Annotated in this window: 16 protein-coding genes and 2 pseudogenes; 12 read left to right on the top strand and 6 right to left on the bottom strand. The window is 41.9% G+C overall.

The window, feature by feature from the left end:
- Positions 1 to 110: 110 nt before the first annotated feature.
- Positions 111 to 695: a hypothetical protein gene (locus tag IM319_RS12560; protein ID WP_353857201.1), complete on the top strand. Its 585-nt coding sequence runs from the start codon at positions 111 to 113 to the stop codon at positions 693 to 695.
- Between the two features lie 114 nt (positions 696 to 809).
- Positions 810 to 1,664, top strand: a complete 855-nt coding sequence (gene pheA / locus IM319_RS12555; protein ID WP_287735822.1) for a prephenate dehydratase — start codon at positions 810 to 812, stop codon at positions 1,662 to 1,664.
- Between the two features lie 41 nt (positions 1,665 to 1,705).
- Here pheA and IM319_RS12550 read toward each other — a convergent pair whose 3' ends face one another.
- Complete coding sequence (locus IM319_RS12550) at positions 1,706 to 3,628, bottom strand: sensor histidine kinase (RefSeq protein ID WP_287735821.1); 1,923 nt, start codon at positions 3,626 to 3,628, stop codon at positions 1,706 to 1,708.
- Between the two features lie 91 nt (positions 3,629 to 3,719).
- Between IM319_RS12550 and IM319_RS12545 the strand changes: the two genes are divergently transcribed.
- Together IM319_RS12545 and IM319_RS12540 are read left to right on the top strand one after the other, a co-directional pair.
- Positions 3,720 to 4,400, top strand: coding sequence for a RibD family protein (locus IM319_RS12545; RefSeq protein ID WP_287687785.1), 681 nt, complete (start codon positions 3,720 to 3,722; stop codon positions 4,398 to 4,400).
- Between the two features lie 36 nt (positions 4,401 to 4,436).
- Positions 4,437 to 5,627 carry a GNAT family N-acetyltransferase gene (locus IM319_RS12540; protein ID WP_287079058.1) on the top strand — a complete coding sequence of 397 codons (1,191 nt, stop codon included), beginning with the start codon at positions 4,437 to 4,439 and terminating at the stop codon, positions 5,625 to 5,627.
- Positions 5,628 to 5,657: 30 nt separating this feature from the next.
- On the opposite strand, the gene IM319_RS12535 is transcribed toward IM319_RS12540, so the two are convergent.
- Together IM319_RS12535 and IM319_RS12530 are read right to left on the bottom strand one after the other, a co-directional pair.
- Positions 5,658 to 6,242: a tRNA-(ms[2]io[6]A)-hydroxylase gene (locus tag IM319_RS12535; RefSeq protein WP_287735823.1), complete on the bottom strand. Its 585-nt coding sequence runs from the start codon at positions 6,240 to 6,242 to the stop codon at positions 5,658 to 5,660.
- 28 nt (positions 6,243 to 6,270) lie between these two features.
- Positions 6,271 to 6,792: a DUF3122 domain-containing protein gene (locus tag IM319_RS12530; protein ID WP_287735820.1), complete on the bottom strand. Its 522-nt coding sequence runs from the start codon at positions 6,790 to 6,792 to the stop codon at positions 6,271 to 6,273.
- Positions 6,793 to 7,062: 270 nt separating this feature from the next.
- On the opposite strand from IM319_RS12530, the gene glyS reads away from it, so the two are divergent.
- From glyS to IM319_RS12495, 7 genes are all read left to right on the top strand, one after another.
- Positions 7,063 to 9,195 carry a glycine--tRNA ligase subunit beta gene (gene glyS, locus IM319_RS12525; RefSeq protein ID WP_287735819.1) on the top strand — a complete coding sequence of 711 codons (2,133 nt, stop codon included), beginning with the start codon at positions 7,063 to 7,065 and terminating at the stop codon, positions 9,193 to 9,195.
- 213 nt (positions 9,196 to 9,408) lie between these two features.
- Positions 9,409 to 9,798 (top strand): hypothetical protein, encoded by a 390-nt coding sequence (locus tag IM319_RS12520; protein WP_286826903.1) that lies wholly within the window; start codon positions 9,409 to 9,411, stop codon positions 9,796 to 9,798.
- An 83-nt stretch (positions 9,799 to 9,881) separates the two neighbouring features.
- Complete coding sequence (bchI, locus tag IM319_RS12515) at positions 9,882 to 10,955, top strand: magnesium chelatase ATPase subunit I (RefSeq protein WP_287675921.1); 1,074 nt, start codon at positions 9,882 to 9,884, stop codon at positions 10,953 to 10,955.
- Between the two features lie 70 nt (positions 10,956 to 11,025).
- Positions 11,026 to 12,441 carry an AAA family ATPase gene (locus IM319_RS12510; RefSeq protein WP_287735818.1) on the top strand — a complete coding sequence of 472 codons (1,416 nt, stop codon included), beginning with the start codon at positions 11,026 to 11,028 and terminating at the stop codon, positions 12,439 to 12,441.
- The gene (locus IM319_RS12505; protein ID WP_287735817.1) at positions 12,438 to 13,127 is read left to right on the top strand and encodes a retron system putative HNH endonuclease; all 690 of its coding nucleotides are present in this window, start codon (positions 12,438 to 12,440) and stop codon (positions 13,125 to 13,127) included. Before IM319_RS12510 ends, IM319_RS12505 begins: the two co-directional genes overlap by 4 nt.
- A 74-nt stretch (positions 13,128 to 13,201) precedes the next feature.
- Positions 13,202 to 14,290 (top strand): glycosyl transferase, encoded by a 1,089-nt coding sequence (locus IM319_RS12500; protein WP_287735816.1) that lies wholly within the window; start codon positions 13,202 to 13,204, stop codon positions 14,288 to 14,290.
- 302 nt (positions 14,291 to 14,592) lie between these two features.
- A complete protein-coding gene (locus IM319_RS12495; protein ID WP_287735815.1) occupies positions 14,593 to 16,584 on the top strand; it encodes an ABC1 kinase family protein in 1,992 nt (663 codons plus the stop codon).
- A gap of 85 nt (positions 16,585 to 16,669) precedes the next feature.
- On the opposite strand, the gene IM319_RS12490 is transcribed toward IM319_RS12495, so the two are convergent.
- Both IM319_RS12490 and alr read right to left on the bottom strand, forming a co-directional pair.
- Positions 16,670 to 17,974, bottom strand: a complete 1,305-nt coding sequence (locus IM319_RS12490; protein ID WP_287735814.1) for a cytochrome P450 — start codon at positions 17,972 to 17,974, stop codon at positions 16,670 to 16,672.
- A gap of 209 nt (positions 17,975 to 18,183) precedes the next feature.
- On the bottom strand, positions 18,184 to 19,380 hold the full coding sequence (alr, locus tag IM319_RS12485; protein ID WP_287676307.1) for an alanine racemase: 1,197 nt from the start codon (positions 19,378 to 19,380) through the stop codon (positions 18,184 to 18,186).
- A gap of 168 nt (positions 19,381 to 19,548) precedes the next feature.
- On the opposite strand from alr, the pseudogene tnpB reads away from it, so the two are divergent.
- A pseudogene (gene tnpB / locus IM319_RS12480) lies at positions 19,549 to 20,735 on the top strand (IS200/IS605 family element RNA-guided endonuclease TnpB).
- Positions 20,736 to 21,398: 663 nt separating this feature from the next.
- On the opposite strand, the pseudogene IM319_RS12475 reads toward tnpB, so the two are convergent.
- A pseudogene (locus IM319_RS12475) lies at positions 21,399 to 21,687 on the bottom strand (transposase); the annotation flags it as partial.

Below are 21,687 nucleotides of genomic sequence, written 5' to 3'. Positions count from 1 at the left end.
CTCAATTGTCTATCTTTTGGTATTAACCTATTTGTGCCTTAAGTCCTTCTTTATATGAATTTCAGCTACTTTTGGGCGTAGGCTCTCTTATCTAATTTTATTTTCAGTTAATTATTTGCATAACAATTACCGAAGAGCCACCCAATTATCAACTAAAAACCGTGGCTGAATGTCTTTGTCATTTTCCCGCTATTGATAAAAGTGAACAGGGGGGGAATTGGGGCAAAAGACCTTTAACCGCGGCCCAGCTAGAATATGCACAAAAAGACCCTGTATATACGGCCCAAATCCATCATCGTCTTTTGCAGCTTTCCCATTTAATTACTCCCGATCCTGCGGGTGAGAATCTGAAAAGATTAACTAATCGTTATTGGGAAATTTACCAGCAATGGAGGATTTTAGATACAGAGATGGAACATCTCAAGGAACGTTTAAAGTCGGCAATTATCCAGCAAGAGTCTGCGGAGATTAACGGGTTTTCGGTCAGTTACCAAAATCGCACCAGCAAAAAAGTTAAACTGGCCGAATTAGCCAAAGTTGTCTATTTATCGGGTCAGGATAGCCAAATATCTCTCTCCTTAACTAATGATCTTCTCAAAGAATTGGGGGATTTAGCCCAAGGGTTAACCATCGAGGAAACTCGCCAAAAAATCAGTCAATTGACCATCAAACAAAGTGAAGCTGACTTGACATGATTATAGCAGAATCCAGCAGATAGGAGATAGGAGTCAATACCAAATTAGGTTATACTTGATATTTATGAAAAAGGCTGTAATAGCTAGAAAAAATTGCTTGCGGGGATAATCTAAATGACTGTAAAGATCGCTTATCTGGGCCCGGTGGGAACCTATTCAGAAACAGCCGCTTTAGCCTATGCTAATAGTTTACCACCCCAGCCTCGTCAATTAATACCCTATCCTAGCATTGCCTTGGCCCTGGGAGCGGTTGTCCAAAATCAGGCCGATTTAGCAGTGGTCCCGGTGGAAAATTCCACCGAAGGAAGTGTGGTAATGACTCTTGATGCTTTATGGCAATTACCCGGGTTACAGATTCAACAAGAATTAGTTTTACCGATTTCCCATGCACTTCTATCTCCTAGACAATCGCTAACAGAAATTAAAACCGTTTATTCCCATCCCCAAGCTTTAGCCCAATGTCAAAAATGGCTAGAAAACAATTTACCTACCGTGCCAATTATTCCCACCAATTCTACCACAGAAGCGATTCAAATTCTCGATCGAGAGGGTAATTCGGCCGCGATTGCTTCTCCCCGGGCGGCAAAACTCTATAATGTACCAATATTAATACAACCAATTAATGATTATCCCGATAATTGTACCCGTTTTTGGATAATGGCTTTAACTTCCCATCCCCAAGGTGAGCGAATGTCCCTCGCTTTTCAGGTTTTAGATCAACCCGGAGCTTTAGTCAAACCCTTAGAAGTTTTTGCCAAACGTCAGCTTAATTTATCTCGGATCGAATCGCGACCAACTAAAATATCTTTAGGGGAATACATATTTTTTATCGATCTAGAAATTAATCCAGATCAACAGCATTTAATCGCGGCAACTTTAGAAGAATTAACCAATTATACTGATGCAATCGAGGTTTTTGGTGCTTATCAGGTGGTTAATTTGCCTGTGGAAAGTTTAGAGGAATTATAAACTAAATTTCTCATAAATTACAGAAATTAAATAGAGATATTTTAGCTTTTAAGAGAGGTAATAATCGGCAAAGATGAGGTTTCCTCTGGGGTAGAATCAAGCTTTCTTTCCCCCACTAGAGGAAGAATAATTTCCACAGTTGTTCCTAAACCTTGACCTTGACTAGAGATAGTAATATCTCCCCCCATCATTTTCATCAAATTCTTAGAAATAGCTAATCCCAAACCCGTACCGCTAAATTTTCTGGTTGTGGAACCATCAATCATCACAAAAGGGCGAAATAATTTTGATTGTTGCTGGGGGTCTATACCGATTCCTGTATCGATTATAGTAATAATAGCCTGTGGATGTTCTAAGTGAGTTATCAAAGAAATTGTGCCTGTATCAGTAAATTTAATTGAGTTAGAAATAACATTCAAAATTACCTGTTTTAATTTAGTGGTATCAGCACAGACTATAGGAATTTCTGGACAAAAAAGTAGATTGAATTTTAAGTGCTTACGTTGCAGCGATGCTGTTTGTAAATTAATAACTTCATTGATAATTTGGTGTAAATCTACTGGTTCAGGATTAACAGAAAGTTTGCCCGCTTCTATTTTAGCAATACTGAGAATATCATCAATAATTTCCAAAAGATGTACAGCTGCATTATCCGCTTGTTGCAGATATTCTTTTTCCTCCTGCTCACTATTACAAAATCCATCCATAACGCAACGAATTGAGCCAATAATACCATTGAGAGGGGTGCGTAATTCGTGGGAAGTATTCGCCAAAAATTGGTTTTTTAATTGATTAGCATTTTCCGCTTCTTGCCGACTCTTAACTATTTCCTCTCCCCAAAGGCGTAAACGTTCGAGCATTTCCTCTAAGGCCGAGGCTAACTGATTAATTTCTCGAATATTAAAGTTCTGTGGTGTAATATTTTGTGAAGGAATTTTCTGAATATTTAAGGCATAATCTCGTAGTTTTTCTAAAGGTATGGCTAAATCCCTAGTGATCAGTATAATAGCTACTAAATAAGCTAATAATAAACCAGAAATCAGATAAAAAATTGCCTCCCAAATTTGTTGCAGAGGAGCCAGAGCTTGGGAGAGGGGACTAATGGCTAAAACTATCCATTTTTGGGATGATTCTCCCGTAACTGGACTGGGGAGGGAACTATAACCAGCGACTAATTCTTTGCCATCTTTCTCGAAAGAAAATAAATGCAAGAAATTTTGTTTTCCTCGGATAGCATTATTGATAATACTATTTAAGCGTTCAGCATCAGCTTCTTGACTGATATGCCTACCAATGCGACGAAAATAGGGATGAGCGAGAATAATGCCATTTTCAGAAATAACCACGGGATAACCTGACAAAGAACCGGGTAAAACCTTCTCACCGTAAAGTAGAGAAGCTTGCAGAATCAGACTAGATTGTAATTGTCCTTGATTATCGTAGATGGGAACGGCAAAAACTAATTCTAATTGACGATTATTATTGGGAGATTTGGTTAGAAATTGTCGGGGTAAACTTTTAACTAAAATATTTTCGATATTACCAGCAAAGCTATTTTTTTTTGTCCATCTTTCTAGGGTCAAAACTTTGATAATTTCTGGCTCACAGGCTCGATTTAATAAAGGTTTCTTGATCTTAATATCAATTAATTTCACACAGTTAATCTGATTAGGAAGCCGTGCCGTGAATTGTTGTAAAAAAGCTTCTTTTTCGGCTAAGGTTCCCTGTTTTAAAACCAGACTTTCCCCCGCAGTGATAAGATTAGCCTGCAAAAATTGAATTGATTGCTCAATATTGTCTGCTTTTCTGATGGCACTTTCGGTGAGATTTTGACGGGCCGTTTCCAAAAAAGCCGATCGCGCCTTACGATAGGTAACATAAACTCCCATTAGTAGTACAGGTACACTGACTAGGAGTAAGCGAGAGAGCAGAATACGACGAAAGGAGGATTGACCGATAGACATGGGCAGAAATCGGTTTGATTCTTGCTATCAAACTCTAGACTATACTAGCCTATTCACCAATCGGACCGGGTGATATCCCCGATCATTTGCCATGAATCGTCCTCACACCACCGTTATTTTAGCCATGAGTGCCGATGGTAAAATTGCCGACGCCTACCAATCGGCGGCCAGATTTGCTTCGGCTACCGATAAAATGCGTCTAGAACAACATTTATCGCGCATGGATGCCGCTTTATTCGGTGCTAACACCCTGCGCGCTTATCACACCAGTCTTCCTATTCGTCATCCCGATTTTCTCGCATACCGTCAACAACGGGGATTATCTCCGCAGCCGATACAGATCGTTTGTTCTCATTCAGGTCAGCTTGACCCCCGGATGAAATTTTTTCAGCAGCCTTTCCCTCGCTGGTTAATCACGGCAGCAGAAAAAGTGGCAGCATGGGAAAATCGGGGTTTATTTGAGCTTGTCTTAGTCTGCGGTGATTGGAAGCCTATTTTTAGTCAATTTACGGTTTTAGGTCTTAAAAAGCTGGCGATTCTGGGAGGAGGTGAATTAATTGCCTCTCTTTTAGCTGAAGATTTAATCGATGAAATCCATCTAACTATTTGTCCGTTGCTGTTAGGAGGCAATAAAGCGGCAACTCCCCTGGGGGGAACTGGATTTATGGCTGATTATGCCAGAAAATTGCGACTTTTGAGCGTGGAAACCGTGGAAGAAGAAATTTTTTTACATTATTCCCTTGAACGGCAGTCCCATAAATCTCAAAACTAGATTACCTTAAATAAAAAGGTTGACTTATCTTGTCCCATGGTAGAACAGCTTAAACCCCAATATTCTGTCGTTTGGATTGATAAAATGAGTGAGATTCCCCAACAAAAATGGGATGCTCTCGCTCAACCCCTAACTACTCCCTTTCTAGAGTGGGAATGGTTACATAATATCGAAACTTCCGGCAGCGCCACGGGACGCGCGGGGTGGCAACCTGCTCATCTAACAGTTTGGCGCGGTACTGAGTTAATTGCCGCCGCTCCTTTGTATATTAAAAGTCATAGTTACGGTGAATTTGTCTTTGACCATCAATGGGCCGATCTTTCCCATCGTTTGGGGATTAGATACTATCCGAAACTGTTAGGAATGACCCCTTTTACTCCTGCGGTGGGTTATCGTTTTTTAATTGCTCCGGGGGAAAATGAACTGGAGATTACTGCTTTAATGATAGCGGCGATCGATCATTTTTGTGACCAAAATCATCTGTCGGGTTGTCATTTTCTTTTTGTCGATCCCCAATGGCGAATTTTAATGGAAAATTTTGGCTTTACTCCCTGGTTACACCATAGTTATATTTGGAATAACAAAGGTTTTCAAAGTTTTGAAGATTATCTGACGGTTTTTAATGCTAATCAACGCCGCAATATTAAACGGGAACGGAAAGCAGTGACTAATGCGGGGTTAATTATTAAAACTCTGGCTGCTGAAGAAATTCCCCATCATTTATTCCCGTTAATTTATCGGTTTTATAGCAGTACCTGTGATAAATTTTACTGGGGAAGTAAATACCTGACACAGAAATTTTTTGAACAATTATATCCGAATTATCGTCAGCGAGTGGTTTTGATTACTGCCTACCAAAATGAAAAGGATACTAAACCGGTGGGTTTATCTTTTTGTATTCGCAAAGATACTAATCTTTATGGTCGTTACTGGGGCAGTTTTCAAGAGTACGACTGTTTACATTTTGAAGCTTGTTACTATCAACCGATCGATTGGGCAATTAGTCAAGGTATTACCATGTTTGACCCCGGTGCGGGAGGACAACATAAAAAAAGACGGGGTTTTCCCGCTACTGCTAATCACAGTTTACACCGTTTTTATCATGGCAAAATGACTCAAATTCTCCGCAATTATATCCAGGAAATCAATCAAATGGAACAGGAAGAAATTGAGGCAATTAATCAAGATTTACCCTTTTCTAAGAGAGAAATTGAGTTGAACGAGTAATTTAGATAGGGTTTGTCCCTATTAGTGCAATCAACTATGAATACGAGGTTCCGGGTGCAGAGTAGTGAGAATCTCACTTTCGATCGCCCCTAGGATTTCTAAGCGTTGCTCGATCACTGTACGTTCAAAATAATCCGCTGCTAATAGCCAATAAATACCATAATGACGCGCTTCGGAAGCCATGAGACTGCGATAAAATTTGCCTAAATCGGGATCAGGACAATATTCTCCCAATAAACCCAATCTTTCGTGGGAACGCGCCTCGATTAAAGCTGATATTAACAGAGAATCCAAAAGGCGATCGGGTTCTTGGTGACGAATCTGCGCCTTTAATTTAGCACCATAAGGCGGAGAATTCAAGGGAGCAAGGGGAATTCCCCATTTATCTAACCATTGATTTACCTGTTCAAAATGTTCTAATTCCTCTTGTGCGATCGCTGTTAATTTCCGCACGAGGGAAGCGTAGGAAGGATAACGAAACATGAGATTTAAGGCCACTCCTGCCGCTTTTCGCTCACAATGGGAATGATCGAGCAGAATAATCCCTAAATTATTAATTGCCTGTTCTATCCAATCCTCAGAGGTGGCACTGACTAATAAATTAATCTTTCCCATCGTCGCTGATTCCAATTTGCTGCATCTTTCACCCTAACCCAAAAAGTCGAACATTTGCCGAAAAAAGCAGACTTTGCCATTCTAAAAGTACAGGAATCGGGATGTTAAGTTGACGGGGAGCCTCTAGGGGTAGGGAAAGTTCGATCGCTTCAGTAACGGGTAGCTGCGGTAAGATATCCTGCATCTCGTATTGACCGACGTTAGCTGCTGGTGATTTTTCGGCAAAAGCATCCTTAGCCGCTAAAATTTCGCCTTTAGCTGTCGTTATCGTCAATCTTTCTCCATGCAGAAACTCAATCCCTTCAGGAAATCCCACCAAGCGCAAACTAATTTCTAGGGTTTCCTCATCCTTAATTCGTTTGAACAACACCACCTGCCAAGCACTACCTGTATCATCGCGCAAACTATGACGGGATTGATACAACAGCTGCCCCGGCCCTTCTAGCTGTTGTCGAGTTAGAGCTAGTGCAGACAAGGAAAAATCAATCTCAAAGCTGATAAACAGCAAAAAACTCACGAGAACACAAAATAATAATAGAAATCGTTTCATAACTTTATTGACATAACAGATAAAATATGATAGCAACTTTGTACCTTTAGCCAAGCTAATGCAATTGTATCGCCATATAGTTATACTAACATACTGTTTAAAAGGGATAGGAGAGTGGGCAGCGCCAGAGCTAGGTCGAGGAAGTTTGAGCATTTGTACTAAAATTTCCAATATGCAGTTTAAATGCAGTACAGCTGCTCAAAAACTAAGGACACGGCTTCTGTGATAGCCTAGATGATCGGTGAAGCATAAACACGGCCAATCAATCAGATGGATTTTTTACTGGAAGTCGGTACAGAAGAACTACCCGCAGATTTTGTCGATAGCGCAATCGCACAATTGCAGGAAAGAGTTAGCAAGAGTTTAGAGACGGAATCTCTAGATGCGACTGCTATTCAAGTTTACGGAACCCCGCGCCGTTTGGCCGTGTTAATCACAGGATTACCGACGGATCAAGAAGCTCGCAGCGAGGAGATAAAAGGACCGCCAGTTAGTGCCGCCTACAAAAATGGCAAAATTACCCCCGCTGGTGAGGGTTTTGCTCGAAAACAGGGAGTCAGCACCGATGCTTTCTCAATTCGCGCCACAGACAAAGGAGAATTTGTCTATATTGAAAAAACGATTCCAGGTCGTCAAACAGCCGAGATTTTAACTGAATTAATTCCCCAATGGATTACCCGTTTGGAAGGAAGACGTTTTATGCGTTGGGGAGATGGAGACTTAAGATTTCCCCGGCCAATTCGTTGGTTATTAACTTTAGTTGATGGGGAAGTTTTACCCCTAGAATTAATTAATGGCTCTACCACTTTAACCAGCGCTCGATTAACTTTTGGTCATCGCATTCTACACCCGCAATCCCTAGCCATTAGTCATCCCCAGGCATATTTAACCAGTTTGCGATCGATTTTTGTGGAAGCGGATCCGCAAGTGCGTCAACAGATAATTACCGATCAGATTACCACCCTGGCCAAAACACTGGAGGGAGTGGCAGAAATTCCCGCAGATTTATTAGCAGAAGTGACCAACTTAGTCGAATATCCCACGGCAATTGTCGGCAAATTTGACGATGAATTTCTGGAATTACCCTCAGAAGTAATTATCACTGTGATGGTGACACACCAGCGTTATTTCCCGGTCAAAACTCCCCAGGGTTTGTCCCCCTATTTTATTACTATTTCCAATGGTGATCCCCAGAAATCTGAGATTATCTCCGCAGGAAATGAAAGGGTTATCCGCGCGCGGTTAGCGGATGCCAGATTTTTCTATACTGCCGATTGTGATGAACCCTTAGATAGTTTCCTTCCCCAACTGGAAACCGTCACTTTCCAAGAAGAATTGGGAACCATGCGCGATAAAGTCGATCGGATTATGGAAATTGCCCAGATGATCGTCGAACAGTTAAATCTCGATGAACAAAGTCGCAGTGATATAGAGTCCACTGCCATGCTTTGTAAAGCGGATTTAGTTACCCAAATGGTTTACGAATTCCCCGAATTACAGGGAGTAATGGCCGAAAAATATGCTTTAATTAGCGGTGAATCAGCTGTAGTTGCTCGGGGCATTTTTGAACATTATCTGCCTCGCAATGCTGGGGATATACTCCCGGAAACAATCACCGGTCAAGTGGTGGGAATTGCCGATCGCTTAGATACTTTAGTCGGTATTTTTGGACTGGGAATGCTGCCCACTGGTTCCTCAGATCCCTTCGCTCTCCGTCGGGCTGCCAATGCAATAATTAGTATTATCTGGTCAGCCGATTTTAATATCAATCTTTTGGCATTAATTGAGCAAATAGCTCAGGATTTTGTCACCAGTCATCCCGATAAACCCAACCCGGTCAATCTGATTAAAGATTTCTTTTTACAACGTCTGCAAACTCTCTTAATTGATGATTTGAGGATAGATTACGATCTCGTTAATGCAGTTTTAGGGGAAAACGATCCAGAGTATAAGTCTCGCGCTTTGGAAAATTTATTAGATACCCGTGAACGCGCTCGCTTTTTATCCCAAATTCGTCAGGATGGTCAGTTAGCCAACATCTATGAAACCGTCAATCGCTCGACCCGTTTGGCACAAAAAGGAGATTTAGATACAACTACCCTAGAAACCAAGGGAATCATCGATACGAAGTTATTTGAACAATCCTCGGAACCAGCATTTTATGACGCTTTAATTGCCCTAATTCCCGAAACTATCAGCGCAAGAGAGCAAAGAGATTATCAGCGTCTTGTCACTGCTTTAACAGCAATTTCTCCCCTGGTGGCTGACTTTTTTGATGGCGAAAATAGTGTGTTAGTCATGGCAGAAAAAGAATCTGTCCGTCGCAATCGTTTAAATCTGTTGGGTTTACTGCGAAATCACGCCCGAGTCCTAGCAGATTTTGGGGCAATTGTCAAGGGATAATTCAGTTATCAGTTATCAGTTATCAGTTATCAGATTTGAGTTTTCAGTGGACAGTGGTAATCAGTGAGCAGTTGTCAATAGACTACCTTTATTGATTCTCCCCATCACCCCATCACCCCATCACCCCATCACCCCACACCCCACACCCCACACCCCACACCCCACACCCCATCACCCCACACCTCCACTGATTACTGCTCACTGATTACTGAAATGGCCGATTCTGAACTACAGCAACAAGTCCAAAGATTACATCGACTGACGGTATGGGGTCGTTGGTTATTCGTGTTGGGTTGTTGGTTAGTGATTGGTTCGGCGAGTTTATGGGTTTTATGGGACGATATAGCTTTAATGCGGCAATATTTTACTTGGACAGCCGTGAGATATGCTTTAGCTTTCAATTACTGGGCTTCTATCGGTCTAGCCTTTTGTGTTGCCATTACAGGAGCAGTGTTAGTCTGGCAAAGTCGCAATATTATTTTAGGACTTTCCCCCAGAGAAAAACTGCGCTTAGAGCAACAGGTGCGGAAAATTCGGGCCAAAGGGCCGGGTCATCCCCTCTGGCGCTGGATCTTAAAAAGCAGGAAAAAAGACTTACAATAATAAAGCTTTGCTGAAAGCTGACGGCTAGAACCCCCACTAGATATAATTCTTTACTCAAAAACTATTGACTTTTGAATCCACTTATGACCGTGACTCCCCAAGCTCCTCCGAAAACTCGCCGCGTGGTTTTTCCCTTCACCGCTATTGTCGGCCAGGAAGAAATGAAATTATCCCTAATGCTCAACGTCATCGACCCCAAAATTGGCGGGGTGATGATTATGGGGGATCGAGGTACGGGAAAATCCACCACAATTAGGGCTTTAGCTGACCTTTTACCAGAAATTGACGTAGTTGCTAACGATCCCTTTAATTCTGACCCCAATGATCCCGATTTAATGAGCGATGAGGTGCGGCAAAGGGTGGACGAGGCCATCCCGTTGGCCATTGCCAAGAAAAAAGTCACTATGGTAGATCTGCCCCTCGGTGCGACGGAGGATCGGGTCTGTGGCACAATTGACATCGAAAAGGCCCTGTCAGAAGGGGTAAAAGCTTTTGAACCGGGTTTGCTGGCCAAAGCTAACCGCGGCATTCTCTATGTGGATGAAGTCAATTTACTTGACGATCACCTCGTCGATGTGCTATTGGATTCGGCCGCTAGTGGTTGGAATACGGTGGAACGGGAAGGAATTTCCATCCGTCACCCGGCCCGGTTTGTTTTGGTGGGATCGGGCAACCCAGAAGAGGGAGAATTGCGCCCACAACTGCTCGATCGCTTCGGAATGCACGCCGAGATTCACACCGTCAAAGAACCACCTCTACGGGTCAAAATCGTGGAACAGCGTGCGGAATTTGATGGCAATCCGATCTCGTTTTTAGAGAAATATAACTTAGAACAGGAAGAACTGCAAAGAAAGCTAGTGGAGGCCCAGAATCTTTTGCCTTCTGTGGAGCTTGATTATGATCTGCGGGTGAAAATTTCCGAGGTTTGTTCCGAGTTGGACGTGGATGGATTGCGCGGCGATATCGTTACCAATCGCGCCGCTAAAGCTCTGGCCGCTTTGGAAGGACGGACAACTGTGACGGTAGATGATATCCGTCGGGTAATTGTTCTCTGTTTACGTCACCGTTTGCGGAAAGATCCGCTAGAATCGATCGATTCTGGTTATAAAGTCTTGAAAGCTTTTAATCGCGTCTTTGGATTAGAGGAAAATTCCTAAATCTAATTCACCCTCTCTGCGAAGAGAGGGTTTTTTACTTGATTTAGAGATGAAGGCCAAAAAGGGCTAGATGTGGCCAGATAAGCTAGAATTTTATCGATCGCTGTTATTCTCTGGGGGAATGTCGATGTGGGTTGAAAGTATAAAACTCGAAAACATTAAATGCTTCCAGAATCAAGAGATTAAATTTATTAGTAATCCTAATAATCAACGTCGTTGGCGAGCTAGACCTTACCATTGGATCACTTTATTAGGAGAAAATGGAGTAGGAAAAAGCACGATTCTACAGGCTTTAGCTTTGCTGCTCGCGGGACCAGAAGCAGCCAAAGAATTATTACCACGTCCGACTGGTTGGATATGTAATCCTAAAACACCGGGTAAATTAACCGCAGTGCTTCATCAAGAAGAGGGGGATACGGGAAAATTTGGCAATCGACAAAGTTTTTCTTATTCCTATTTTGTTACAGGCACGGAAAGGTTAGAGGTGGGAGGAAGTAAGGACAAACAAACTTATACAGAGCCAGCATTAATCGAAGCAAATAGCAAAGTTTTAAGTTGGTTGCGCGCCAATGCTTTTGCCTCCGATAATAAGGGTTGGTTTGCCGTCGGTTATGGAGCTTTCCGTCGTTTGACAAGAGTGAGTCAAGTGATCATTCCTAGTCTTGAACCCCCGAAACGCTCTAGCAACTTTTTCAGCCAATTTCATGAGGATACATCTTTAAGTTCTTTTGAGAGATGGATGGTGTATTTAGATTATCGAATAGCCAAAAATCCTGAAGATAGTCAAGCCAAACAAATGAAAAAAATCGGCGAAGAAGCAATTACTAAACTGTTACCCGGTAATGTAGAAATTGCTGAAGTAACTGCCGATGGCTTGATTCAGTTTCTAGTTAACGGTCAAAAAGTTCCAACCATTAGTTTATCTGATGGTTTTCGGAGTATGATTGCTTTAGCCGGGGATTTAATTTGGCGATTATTACAATCCTTCCCCGATCTAGATAACCCCACAGAAGCTTCTGGAGTTGTCTTAATCGATGAGTTAGATATTCATTTACATCCCTCTTGGCAAAGGGAAATTGCTGGATGGTTACAGGAAGTTTTTCCCAAGCTTCAATTCTTTGTTGCTACCCATAGTCCTTTAATTGCTGCTGGTGCGGGGGAAGAGTCTTTAACTCTACGAATCGATCTGGTAGCGGGTGCATTGCAGATTGTAGAAATTCCTTATTTAGAATTAGCGGCTAATGTTGATCGTACTTTAACAAGTGCTGCTTTTGGTTTGAAATCAACCTATCCCACTGATACAGAAAATAAAATTAAGCGTTACCACCAACTAAATCGTAAAAATAAAAATCTGGCAGCAGAAGAAAAGCAAGAATATGAACAACTGTCATTATTTGTTCAAGAAGTTAAACCCTTTAGCGAAATTAGTCAACCTGATAGTTTAGAATCCCGAATTGATGCCTTACTAGAGGAGCGTTTATCTTGATTCCTGTAACGAGAATATCAGAGCCACCCGTATTAGCTAAAAATGCCGCTCGTTGGCTAGAGGCTTTAGAATTAATACAATCAAACAACAAGGCAAGTAAAGCTCAAATTAACCAAGCACAAAATAAATACCGTCATCAGCAAGTTAAAGAAGCATTAGTCAGGATGTTTAATGGCAAATGTGCTTACTGTGAAAGCAAAATTACAGTTGTCACCTATGGAGCGATCGAACATTTTTATCCAAAAAGCCAGTATCCTGATCTGACTTTTACTTGGAAAAATTTACTTCTTTCTTGTGATAAATGTAATGATGCCAATCACAAAGGCACAAATTTTCCTCTAGATGATATCACGGGAAATCCTCTATTAATAGATCCCACGGATGGAGTAACCGATCCGAATACACATCTGGAATTTATTTGGGATGAAATCGCAAAATTAGCCAGTGTTTATGGTCGAGATCAACGTGGTACAATTGTTGAAGATATTTTTGATCTCAATGGTCTGCGTGGACGAAAAGAATTAATCAACCATCGCAGTCAATATATTAAAAAGTTGTTAGCATTACTACGTTTCGCAAAACAAGGAGACTCGGAGGCTTTATCTTTACTGCAAGAAGCTTGTCAACCAGAGGCGGAATATTATGCTTTTGCTAGTATTTATATCCTGCCTCATTTGCCTCCCTAAAATTAAGGGTAATTATTATCTACAGTCTAAAAAACAAAATTTCTCGCTTATTATTGTCACCTTACTTGATATTTATGTCTCGTCCTGTTGTTTATTTTGCCGTTACTAATCATGGTTTTGGCCATGCTGTCCGCACTGCTTCGGTAGTAGCTAATGTTATTGAACTTAATCCCGAAATTTTGCCAATATTAGTCACCACTGCTCCGCGCTGGTTATTAGATTCCTACATATCAGGAGAATATATTCAAAGACACCGGGGGTTTGATGTGGGGGTAATCCAATCGGATAGTTTAACGATGGATAAATTAGCTACTAAAGAAAAATTAGAACAAATAATTGCTCAATCAAGGGCAATTATTGCCAGTGAAGTTAATTTTATTAAAACTAATCGTGTCGGTTTAGTTGTGGCCGATTTACCGCCTTTAGCGGCACTAATTGCCAAAAGTGCGGGGCTTCCTTGTTGGATGATTGGTAACTTTGGCTGGGATTTTATCTATCGTGATTGGGGTGAAGAATTCGCCAGTATTAGTGATTGGATTAGTCGTTGTTATAATCAATGCGATCGCTTATTTAAACTGCCTTTAGCAGAAGCAATGACAGCATTTCCCCATGTCACCGAGGCAGGTTTAACCGGAGGTACACCCCGCTACAGTGAAGAACAATTGCGACAGGAATTTAAGCTAAATGCCCCTAAAGAAAAAACTATTTTATTGAGTTTTGGTGGGTTAGGATTAGAAGCAATTCCCTATGATAAACTCGCCAGTTTTCCCGATTGGCAATTTATCACTTTTGAAAAAAACGCGCCCGAATTGCCCAATTTAGTCCGCTTACAGGATAAACCAGATCGGAGCTATCGTCCCGTGGATTTTATGCCCCTGTGCGATCGAATTATTTCCAAACCGGGATATAGTACCTTTGCCGAGGCTTTAAAATTAGAGGTTCCGATTGTTTCCCTCACTCGAGAAGGTTTCGCCGAATCAGCGATTTTATTGGCTGGAATCCAAGATTATAGTGATCATCAAATTATTAGCAGCGAAGAATTTTTTCAAGGTAATTGGGACTTTTTACGGCAAGCCCCCCAACCGCCACGATTAAAGGTTAAACTGCCTAAAGATGGTGCAGAATCGATAGCGAGAGCTATTGTAGAATACTTTGAGAGGTAATATTAATGATTAACTTAGCTAATTTAACTTCTGATTATTAGCGGTGAATTGAGTTATCGGTCAGCAGACCCTAGTTTATTTAACAAAGTCCTAGAAACCAGCCAAATTACCGCGCTATTTTTTGACACCTACGTTCAGGATAATCAGGGCAGTATCAGCCTCGAAATCGTCAAAAATACGGATAACCAGGGGAAAGTTGACGGCGAACCTGAGCATAGAACTAGGGAGACAGAAACAAGATCGGGCAGAAAGCCGATACTTGTTACAATAGTTTACAAATCACCCTGCCCCGTCACCGAACTATGTCCGAACAGATGATCTCCCCAGAGACGCAAAACCCAGAAGCGATTACCGTTGAAGTGCAGCCCATCCATATTCCCGAAGAGCATCGGGAAGATATCGGCCCTATGGATGACAACGTAGCCGAAAGTTGGCGTTATCACCCCGAAGTTATTAACGACTATTACCGTCGGCGACCTCTAGACGTTTTGGGGAGATTAATCGGAATTGCCCTGCCGGTTTTATCTTTTGTCATCGGTATCTGGTGGGATAAACTGCGGGGAAAATCGCCAAAAAATGAAATTAGACGGGCCGTACAATTGCGGGAAATGTTGACCAAATTGGGACCGACCTATATTAAAATCGGTCAAGCTCTCTCTACCAGGCCTGATTTAGTACCGCCTTTATATTTAGAAGAATTAACCACTCTCCAGGATCAAATACCCTCTTTTCCTAACGAAATTGCCTATCGTTTTATCGAGGAAGAATTAGGTTATTCTCCCGAGGAAATTTACGCAGAATTATCCCCCAATCCCATAGCGGCCGCTTCCCTAGGACAAGTTTACAAAGGTAAATTAAAAACCGGAGAGAGAGTCGCCGTTAAAGTACAGCGTCCCGATTTGATTCGCTGTATAACTTTAGATGTGTATATCATGCGTAGTTTGGCGACTTGGGTGAAAGGTAATATTAAAAGACTTCGCTCCGATTTAGTGGCAATTACCGACGAATTAGCCGCTCGGATTTTTGAAGAAATTAATTATCTTCACGAAGGACAAAACGCCGAAAAATTCGCTCAACTTTATGGTCATATTGCCGAAATTTACATCCCCAAAATCTACTGGAAATATACTGGGCGACGGGTTTTAACCATGGAGTGGGTGGACGGCACAAAATTAACTAATATCAAAGAAATTCAAGCTCAGGGTATTGATGCCACCCACTTAGTTAATGTGGGGGTGCAGTGTTCTTTGCGTCAATTACTTGAACACGGATTTTTCCATGCGGATCCCCATCCGGGTAATTTATTAGCAACTCCCGACGGTAAATTAGCTTATCTTGATTTCGGCATGATGAGCAATATTGAACCCTATCAACGCTACGGTTTAATCGAAGCGGTGGTGCATTTAGTCAACCGGGATTTTGAGTCTTTGGCCAAGGATTACGTTAAGTTAGACTTCCTGTCACCAACTACCAATTTAGAGCCAATTGTTCCCGCTTTTTCGGAAGTTTTTGGTAATGCTTTAGGGGCGAGTGTGGCAGAATTAAACTTTAAAAGTATCACCGATAAAATGTCGGCGATGATGTATGAGTTTCCCTTTCGAGTTCCCGCCTATTATGCCCTGATTATTCGCTCAATGGTGACTTTAGAGGGAATAGCGATTGGCATCGATCCTAATTTTAAGGTACTTAGCAAAGCCTATCCTTATATTGCTAAACGTCTGCTCACCGATCCTTCCACAGAGTTGCGCGATTCCCTGCGGGATTTATTGTTTAAAGACGGTACTTTTCGCTGGAATCGTTTAGAAAATCTCTTGCGTAATGCTAAAGATTCTAATGATTTTAACTTCGATAAAGTCACCGATCAAGCGCTAGATTTTCTCCTTTCAGACAGGGGTATATTTATCCGCGAAAAATTAGTGAATGAGTTAGTAAATGCTCTCGATAACTTCGGTCGTCGCACTTGGTTTAATCTCACGGTTAATTTCCGGGAACAGGTGGGTTTAGCGGTGCAAGAAACTCCCCCAGAATTATTAGGTGATGCTAAGACTTTTGAGCATCTTCGCAACATCTTTAGTATTTTACAGGAAACGAAAGGATTCGATGCCATGGCTATGGTGCCAGTGATGACTAAACTAATCGCTAAACCCGAAACCCAACAGATGGGACAAAAAATTGCTGAAGGTTTGCTACAAAAATCCCTAGCGCGTTTAATTCGTTACTTAGTTCTCGAATTCGATACACCAAATCATCAGCAAAATGAAGAATTATCGAAAGCTTTACCCGCTGCCGATTAACCTCTGTTCAGCTTAGTTCCAGCGAAAGGCCGTGAAATAAATTTCACGGCTCTGAGCAAAACGCTAAACTGTTTTTAAAGTTTTTTTATCGGGGTTTAAAGGTGACTTGTAAACCGTCGCGAGGATGGGGAGTGGGGATAGCGGTGAGGGTGAGATCTTGATTGGGGAGTAATTGCCAATCGTATTTTTCTACTAAACGGACGGCTAAAATTTTCATCTCTAAACGAGCGAATTCTTTGCCAATACATTCGCGTAATCCCGCACCAAAAGGGATATATCCGTAGGGTTTTTCCTCGGCTAAAAAGCGATCGGGATCGAAGGTTTCAGGATGAGAATAAATATTATTATCTTTATGAGTATTGGTGATTTGATACTGCACCACCCATCCTTTCGGCAAATGATAACCGTTAAATTGACAGTCTTCTACTACCCGACGGAATCCTCCTCCCACGGGTGGAGTAAAACGTAAAACTTCCTTTAAAACGCGATCTAAATAGGTCATCTGTTTGAGGGTATCGACGCTTAAAGGAGTCGATAGATCAAAATTAGTTATTTCCTCAAGGACAAGCTGAAAAATATCGGGATGCAGTGCCATTTGTAGGCAGAAAGTGGCGATAGCAGAGGTTAAAGTTTCATGACCGGCAAAGAGTAATAATAGCACTTGATCTTTTAATTCCGCTAAGGATAAACTTTGACCGTTTTCGTCCTTAGCTTGTAAAAGAATACCAAGAGCATCTTGGCCTGGGTCATCATTTTTTTGTCTTTCTAAAATGATAGTTTTGATCGCTTGCAGTAATTCTTCTCGACAGCGTAATGCTTGGCCGAAAGCTGTCCAGGGAAGGGGAAGGGGAAGGCTAAATAATCCCGCACACCAAGTATCAAAAGCTTCTCCTAATTTGGTAGCAGAACCCTGGTCAAGACCGACAAATAATTTACAGGCGATATCGAGAGTATAGTTTCTTAACTCAGGATACCATGACAGGGTTTTTGTAGTTTGCCAACGCTCTAAATAGTGAGCGGTAATTGTTTCTACCGTGGGGATATAACTTGCTAGAGACCGGGGTTGAAAAGCTTGATAGATTAAGCGACGACGGGAAGCGTGGACATCTCCTGTATGCACCGCTAAAGATGCGCTGCCTAGGAGAGTTTTGGTACTTTTGGGCCAAGTTGCCGCAAAGTATTTGTTCTCGTTGCTGAGGAGAAACCGGTTAGCTTCGGCACCGGATAAAATAATCGTGGGACTGCCAAAAATATGAGTGCGGAAAAGTTGACCATATTTATTATGACGTTTACTGGCAAAATCTCGATCGGTCAAAAAAGCGATTGTTTCTCCTAATAGGGGTAATCCAAAACTGCCGGGGGGTAAGGGGAAATCGTTGCTTATAGTCATCGCTGCCTCTAGGGTAAAACTAATCAGTTGCCGTCGATTAACCCTGTTTATTCTAACCTAAAGCGCCAGAGAATTCATCCCCTAATCTAGACTGGCAATGATCACACTTGACAACGGTAAGTGCCTAAGCAAAGTTAATTACACATCTCACCAGTCATTCAACAGTGAGAATTGCCGCCAATTGACATTTTTTAAGATCACCGCCATAATTACCCATTGCTAATAGTAATTCGCGGCAAACGATGCTTAAAACCGCAGAGAATCTCCCAGGATATCGTACCTAAATCCCGCGCCCAATCGTCGGCGGTAATGCACTGTGGGCCATCTTTGCCGATAAGTGTGACGATTTCCCCTGTTTTTACGTCCGGAATCTCGCTCACGTCAATCATTAACTGATCCATGGTTATCGCGCCGATTTGGGGTACTAAACGTCCTCTCAGGGATACTTTTAAACGATTGGAGAGATTGCGGGGAATTCCATCCGCGTAACCGATACCGACCACAGCAATACGAGTGTCTTTTGCCGCTATGTACTGATGACCATAACTCACTCCCGAACCGGCGGCAATAGTTTTGACTTGGGCAATGCGCGCTTTTACTTGCAGGACGGGTTGCAAAGGGACTTTATCGGTGAGATGATTGGCAGGATAAAGACCGTAGAGAGCTAATCCGACTCTAACTCGATCGTAGTGCAGAGATCGATCGCTTAGAGTAGCGGCAGAGTTAGCTAAATGCAGACAGGGGGGATGATAACCTTTTGATCTTAGCTCGGCGATCGCTTGTTGGAATCTTTGCCGTTGTAACTGCATGATTTCGGGATTGGGATCGTCAGCCGTGGCAAAATGGGAGTATATACTGGCAATTTTCAGGTTAGAAGCCTCTAAAACCTGTTCGACGAATTTTGTACCGTTTTGCCATGGTGTACCTAAGCGAGACATCCCCGTATCTAGTTTGATATGAACCGGCAGCCGCTGCTCTAAGCGTCTCATAACGGTGGCAAAAATTTGCACCTGTTCGATTTGTACCAGGGTGGGCTGCAATTGCCAATGGGCTAAGGCTGCCACTTCTTCCGGGGTATTCACTGCCCCTAAAATCATAATTGGGGCAACGATTCCCGCTTCCCGTAGTTCGATACCTTCCCCAATAGTCGCGATGGCTAAAGATTGCGCTCCGGCTTCTAAAACGCTGTTAGCCACCTTAACTGCCCCGTGTCCGTAAGCATCAGCTTTAATTACCGCCATTAATTCCGTTTTTGGGGCTAATAAGGCCTTGACTTTTCGCACGTTTTGTTGTAGGGCCGAGCGATCGATCTCTACCCAAGCACGATAGCGAATTACTTCCGACAATTGATAATCATGACGGTTTTTGGGCGGATTGATAATTTTTGGTTCTATGCTAAACGTCACTCGCTCACTCCTTTGCACACATAACCCAATTTATCACAGATGTCGGGGTGAAGATCCTCGTACTGAAGGGATGAAACCCCGACCAGAATAGAACCGCAAAGCACGATTAAATCCTTGACAGTTTAGCCTTGCATAGTTTAACATAGTAAATATAGTCTGGTAAACAAGATGTTAAAAGCGTTTAAGTACAGAGAATCTATCCGACAAGCGAGCAATCAGTTTTGCTTGCCAAGTCGTTTGGCTGTGCTAGATGGTTTTACAATTACGCCCTAAACTTGACATCTGAAACTTACAAGCAAACTGGAAAAGGATTAAGCAGAGACGAAATAATTAGGCTGCTGCCTTCCCTAAAAAAAGAGCATGAGTGGTTAAGCGAAGTACCATCGCAGGTATTACAGCAAGCCGCTTTAAATCTTTCTAGTGCTTTCCTTAACTTTTTTGAAGGTAGAGCTAAATATCCTAACTTCAAGAAAAAGCAAAATAGGCAGTCGATTAGATTTCCTCAGCACTGTAAGTTAAAAAATGATGTTTTGGTATTGCCTAAAATTGGTGAAGTCTATTGCCAAGTTTCACGGCAACCAGAGGGAGACTTAAAGTCTGTTACGGTTTCAGTTAATCCATCAGGAGAATATTTCGCATCTTGTCTCTATGATGATGGTCAGGATTTACCCCAAAAATCATCAGAAGGAAAAGCTGTCGGGATAGACGTTGGACTAACCCATTTTGCTATTACATCAGATGAGACTAAACACGGGAATCCTCAATACTATCGTAAGTACGAACAGAGATTAGCGAGGAGACAAAAGAAACTTAGTCGCCAGCAAAAAGGCTCTAACAACCGAAATAAAGCTAGAGTTAAAGTGGCTAAAGTTCACTCTAAAATCGTTCGTTGTCGTGAAGATTTTCTGCACAAACTAAGTCGTAAATTAGTTGACAAAAACCAAGTCATAGTGGTAGAAAATCTGGCAGTCAGAAACATGGTCAAAAACCATAAACTAGCCAAATCAATTAGTGATGCTGGTTGGGGTCAATTCTGTACTATGTTAAAATACAAGGCTGAATGGGAAGGAAAAATCTATATAGAGGTAGATAGATTCTTTCCTAGCTCTAAGACTTGTAGTAACTGCTTAAATCGTGTTGATAGTTTGAGCTTAGATATTCGTAGTTGGCAATGTCCTAAGTGTGGAGAAATCCACGATAGAGACATCAATGCTGCTAAGAATATTCGAGATGAAGGTTTACGAATTTTGGCGGTAGGGCATACCGCTACTGCTTCTGGAGGGAGAGTAAGACCAAGTAAAGGCACTGCTTTTGCAAGGCATCTCCCCGTGAATGAAGAATCCCCACGCCTTTAGGCAACGGGAGTGTCAACTCTATATTCCTAGTATATAAAATATTGCCAAAAATGATCGGTAGGCACTTAAAATTCAGATAGTTACCTTACCTTCTTTTTTAGCCGAAAAAGCCTCCTACTGCGGGCTTAGGAAGAATGTAGTTACTTATTAGAGTAGAGCAAATTATGTCGAGAATTGGCAAATATAGCTCGATTTTTGTTTAAGCTGTACTGCATTTAAATTGCGTATTGGATGTTTTAGTACAAATGCTCAAACTCCTTCTCCCTGCTCCCTTCTCCCCTCTCCCCGGCAGTCTTAATACTAAATCCGTTGAGTATAGGCTACATATCAGGAGAGGCACTCATGCAAGAGGCACTCATGCAAAAGGGAGCATAAATAATCAGTTTTTAATAACCAGATTTAGTATTGTAAAGTATAACGAGCAATTTAGATAGTGAACAGCTTATTATTGCGGTAAAAACGCCTAACTATAGCATTTGGGCAGGTTACTTCATAATTTGCATTTCAGCTTGCTTGATCAAGATTTCAGGTCAAACTTAAGCCAAATCTCGCCAATCTATCCCTAAATATTGTAACTTCTGAGTCATCTTTTCTGCTACTTCTTCAGGGGTGGGAACAAGTTTACCTTCAGGGGTAAAAAAGCGTAATTGGCTGTCTTGACATCCTCTTTCTAGAAAGGCTTTTCCGATGCTCTTCGCAGTCTCTGATAATGCTTTTTAAAATGCTTAGGATTAGATACTTTGTTACCATCGCTGGTAATTACTAGGCTACTAATTCCTAAGTCAATTCCGATGGCTTTATCTATTACTGGTAGAGGCTTAATTGTTGGGTCATCAAATCTAATTGAGATATGCCAACGTCCAGAAGGATGTAATCTGACTGTTACTGTGCTTGGTTCACAAGCTTCTGGGATTTGTCTTGACCATCGAATAGGTAAAGGTTCTGTGCATTT

The sequence above is a fragment of the Microcystis sp. M113S1 genome, from assembly GCF_020246945.1.
Lineage (GTDB): Bacteria > Cyanobacteriota > Cyanobacteriia > Cyanobacteriales > Microcystaceae > Microcystis.
This window is presented reverse-complemented; position numbering and strand designations above follow the sequence as displayed.

Bases quoted from the DNA above. Each gene is read 5' to 3' on its own strand.
- IM319_RS12550 (WP_287735821.1), bottom strand. From the start codon at position 3,628: ATGTCTATCGGTCAATCCTCCTTTCGTCGTATTCTGCTCTCTCGCTTA.
- IM319_RS12495 (WP_287735815.1), top strand. From the start codon at position 14,593: ATGTCCGAACAGATGATCTCCCCAGAGACGCAAAACCCAGAAGCGATT.
- IM319_RS12535 (WP_287735823.1), bottom strand. From the start codon at position 6,242: ATGGGAAAGATTAATTTATTAGTCAGTGCCACCTCTGAGGATTGGATA.
- IM319_RS12510 (WP_287735818.1), top strand. From the start codon at position 11,026: ATGTGGCCAGATAAGCTAGAATTTTATCGATCGCTGTTATTCTCTGGG.
- glyS (WP_287735819.1), top strand. From the start codon at position 7,063: ATGGATTTTTTACTGGAAGTCGGTACAGAAGAACTACCCGCAGATTTT.
- IM319_RS12490 (WP_287735814.1), bottom strand. From the start codon at position 17,974: ATGACTATAAGCAACGATTTCCCCTTACCCCCCGGCAGTTTTGGATTA.
- IM319_RS12540 (WP_287079058.1), top strand. From the start codon at position 4,437: ATGGTAGAACAGCTTAAACCCCAATATTCTGTCGTTTGGATTGATAAA.
- IM319_RS12530 (WP_287735820.1), bottom strand. From the start codon at position 6,792: ATGAAACGATTTCTATTATTATTTTGTGTTCTCGTGAGTTTTTTGCTG.
- IM319_RS12545 (WP_287687785.1), top strand. From the start codon at position 3,720: ATGAATCGTCCTCACACCACCGTTATTTTAGCCATGAGTGCCGATGGT.
- pheA (WP_287735822.1), top strand. From the start codon at position 810: ATGACTGTAAAGATCGCTTATCTGGGCCCGGTGGGAACCTATTCAGAA.
- bchI (WP_287675921.1), top strand. From the start codon at position 9,882: ATGACCGTGACTCCCCAAGCTCCTCCGAAAACTCGCCGCGTGGTTTTT.
- IM319_RS12500 (WP_287735816.1), top strand. From the start codon at position 13,202: ATGTCTCGTCCTGTTGTTTATTTTGCCGTTACTAATCATGGTTTTGGC.
- IM319_RS12520 (WP_286826903.1), top strand. From the start codon at position 9,409: ATGGCCGATTCTGAACTACAGCAACAAGTCCAAAGATTACATCGACTG.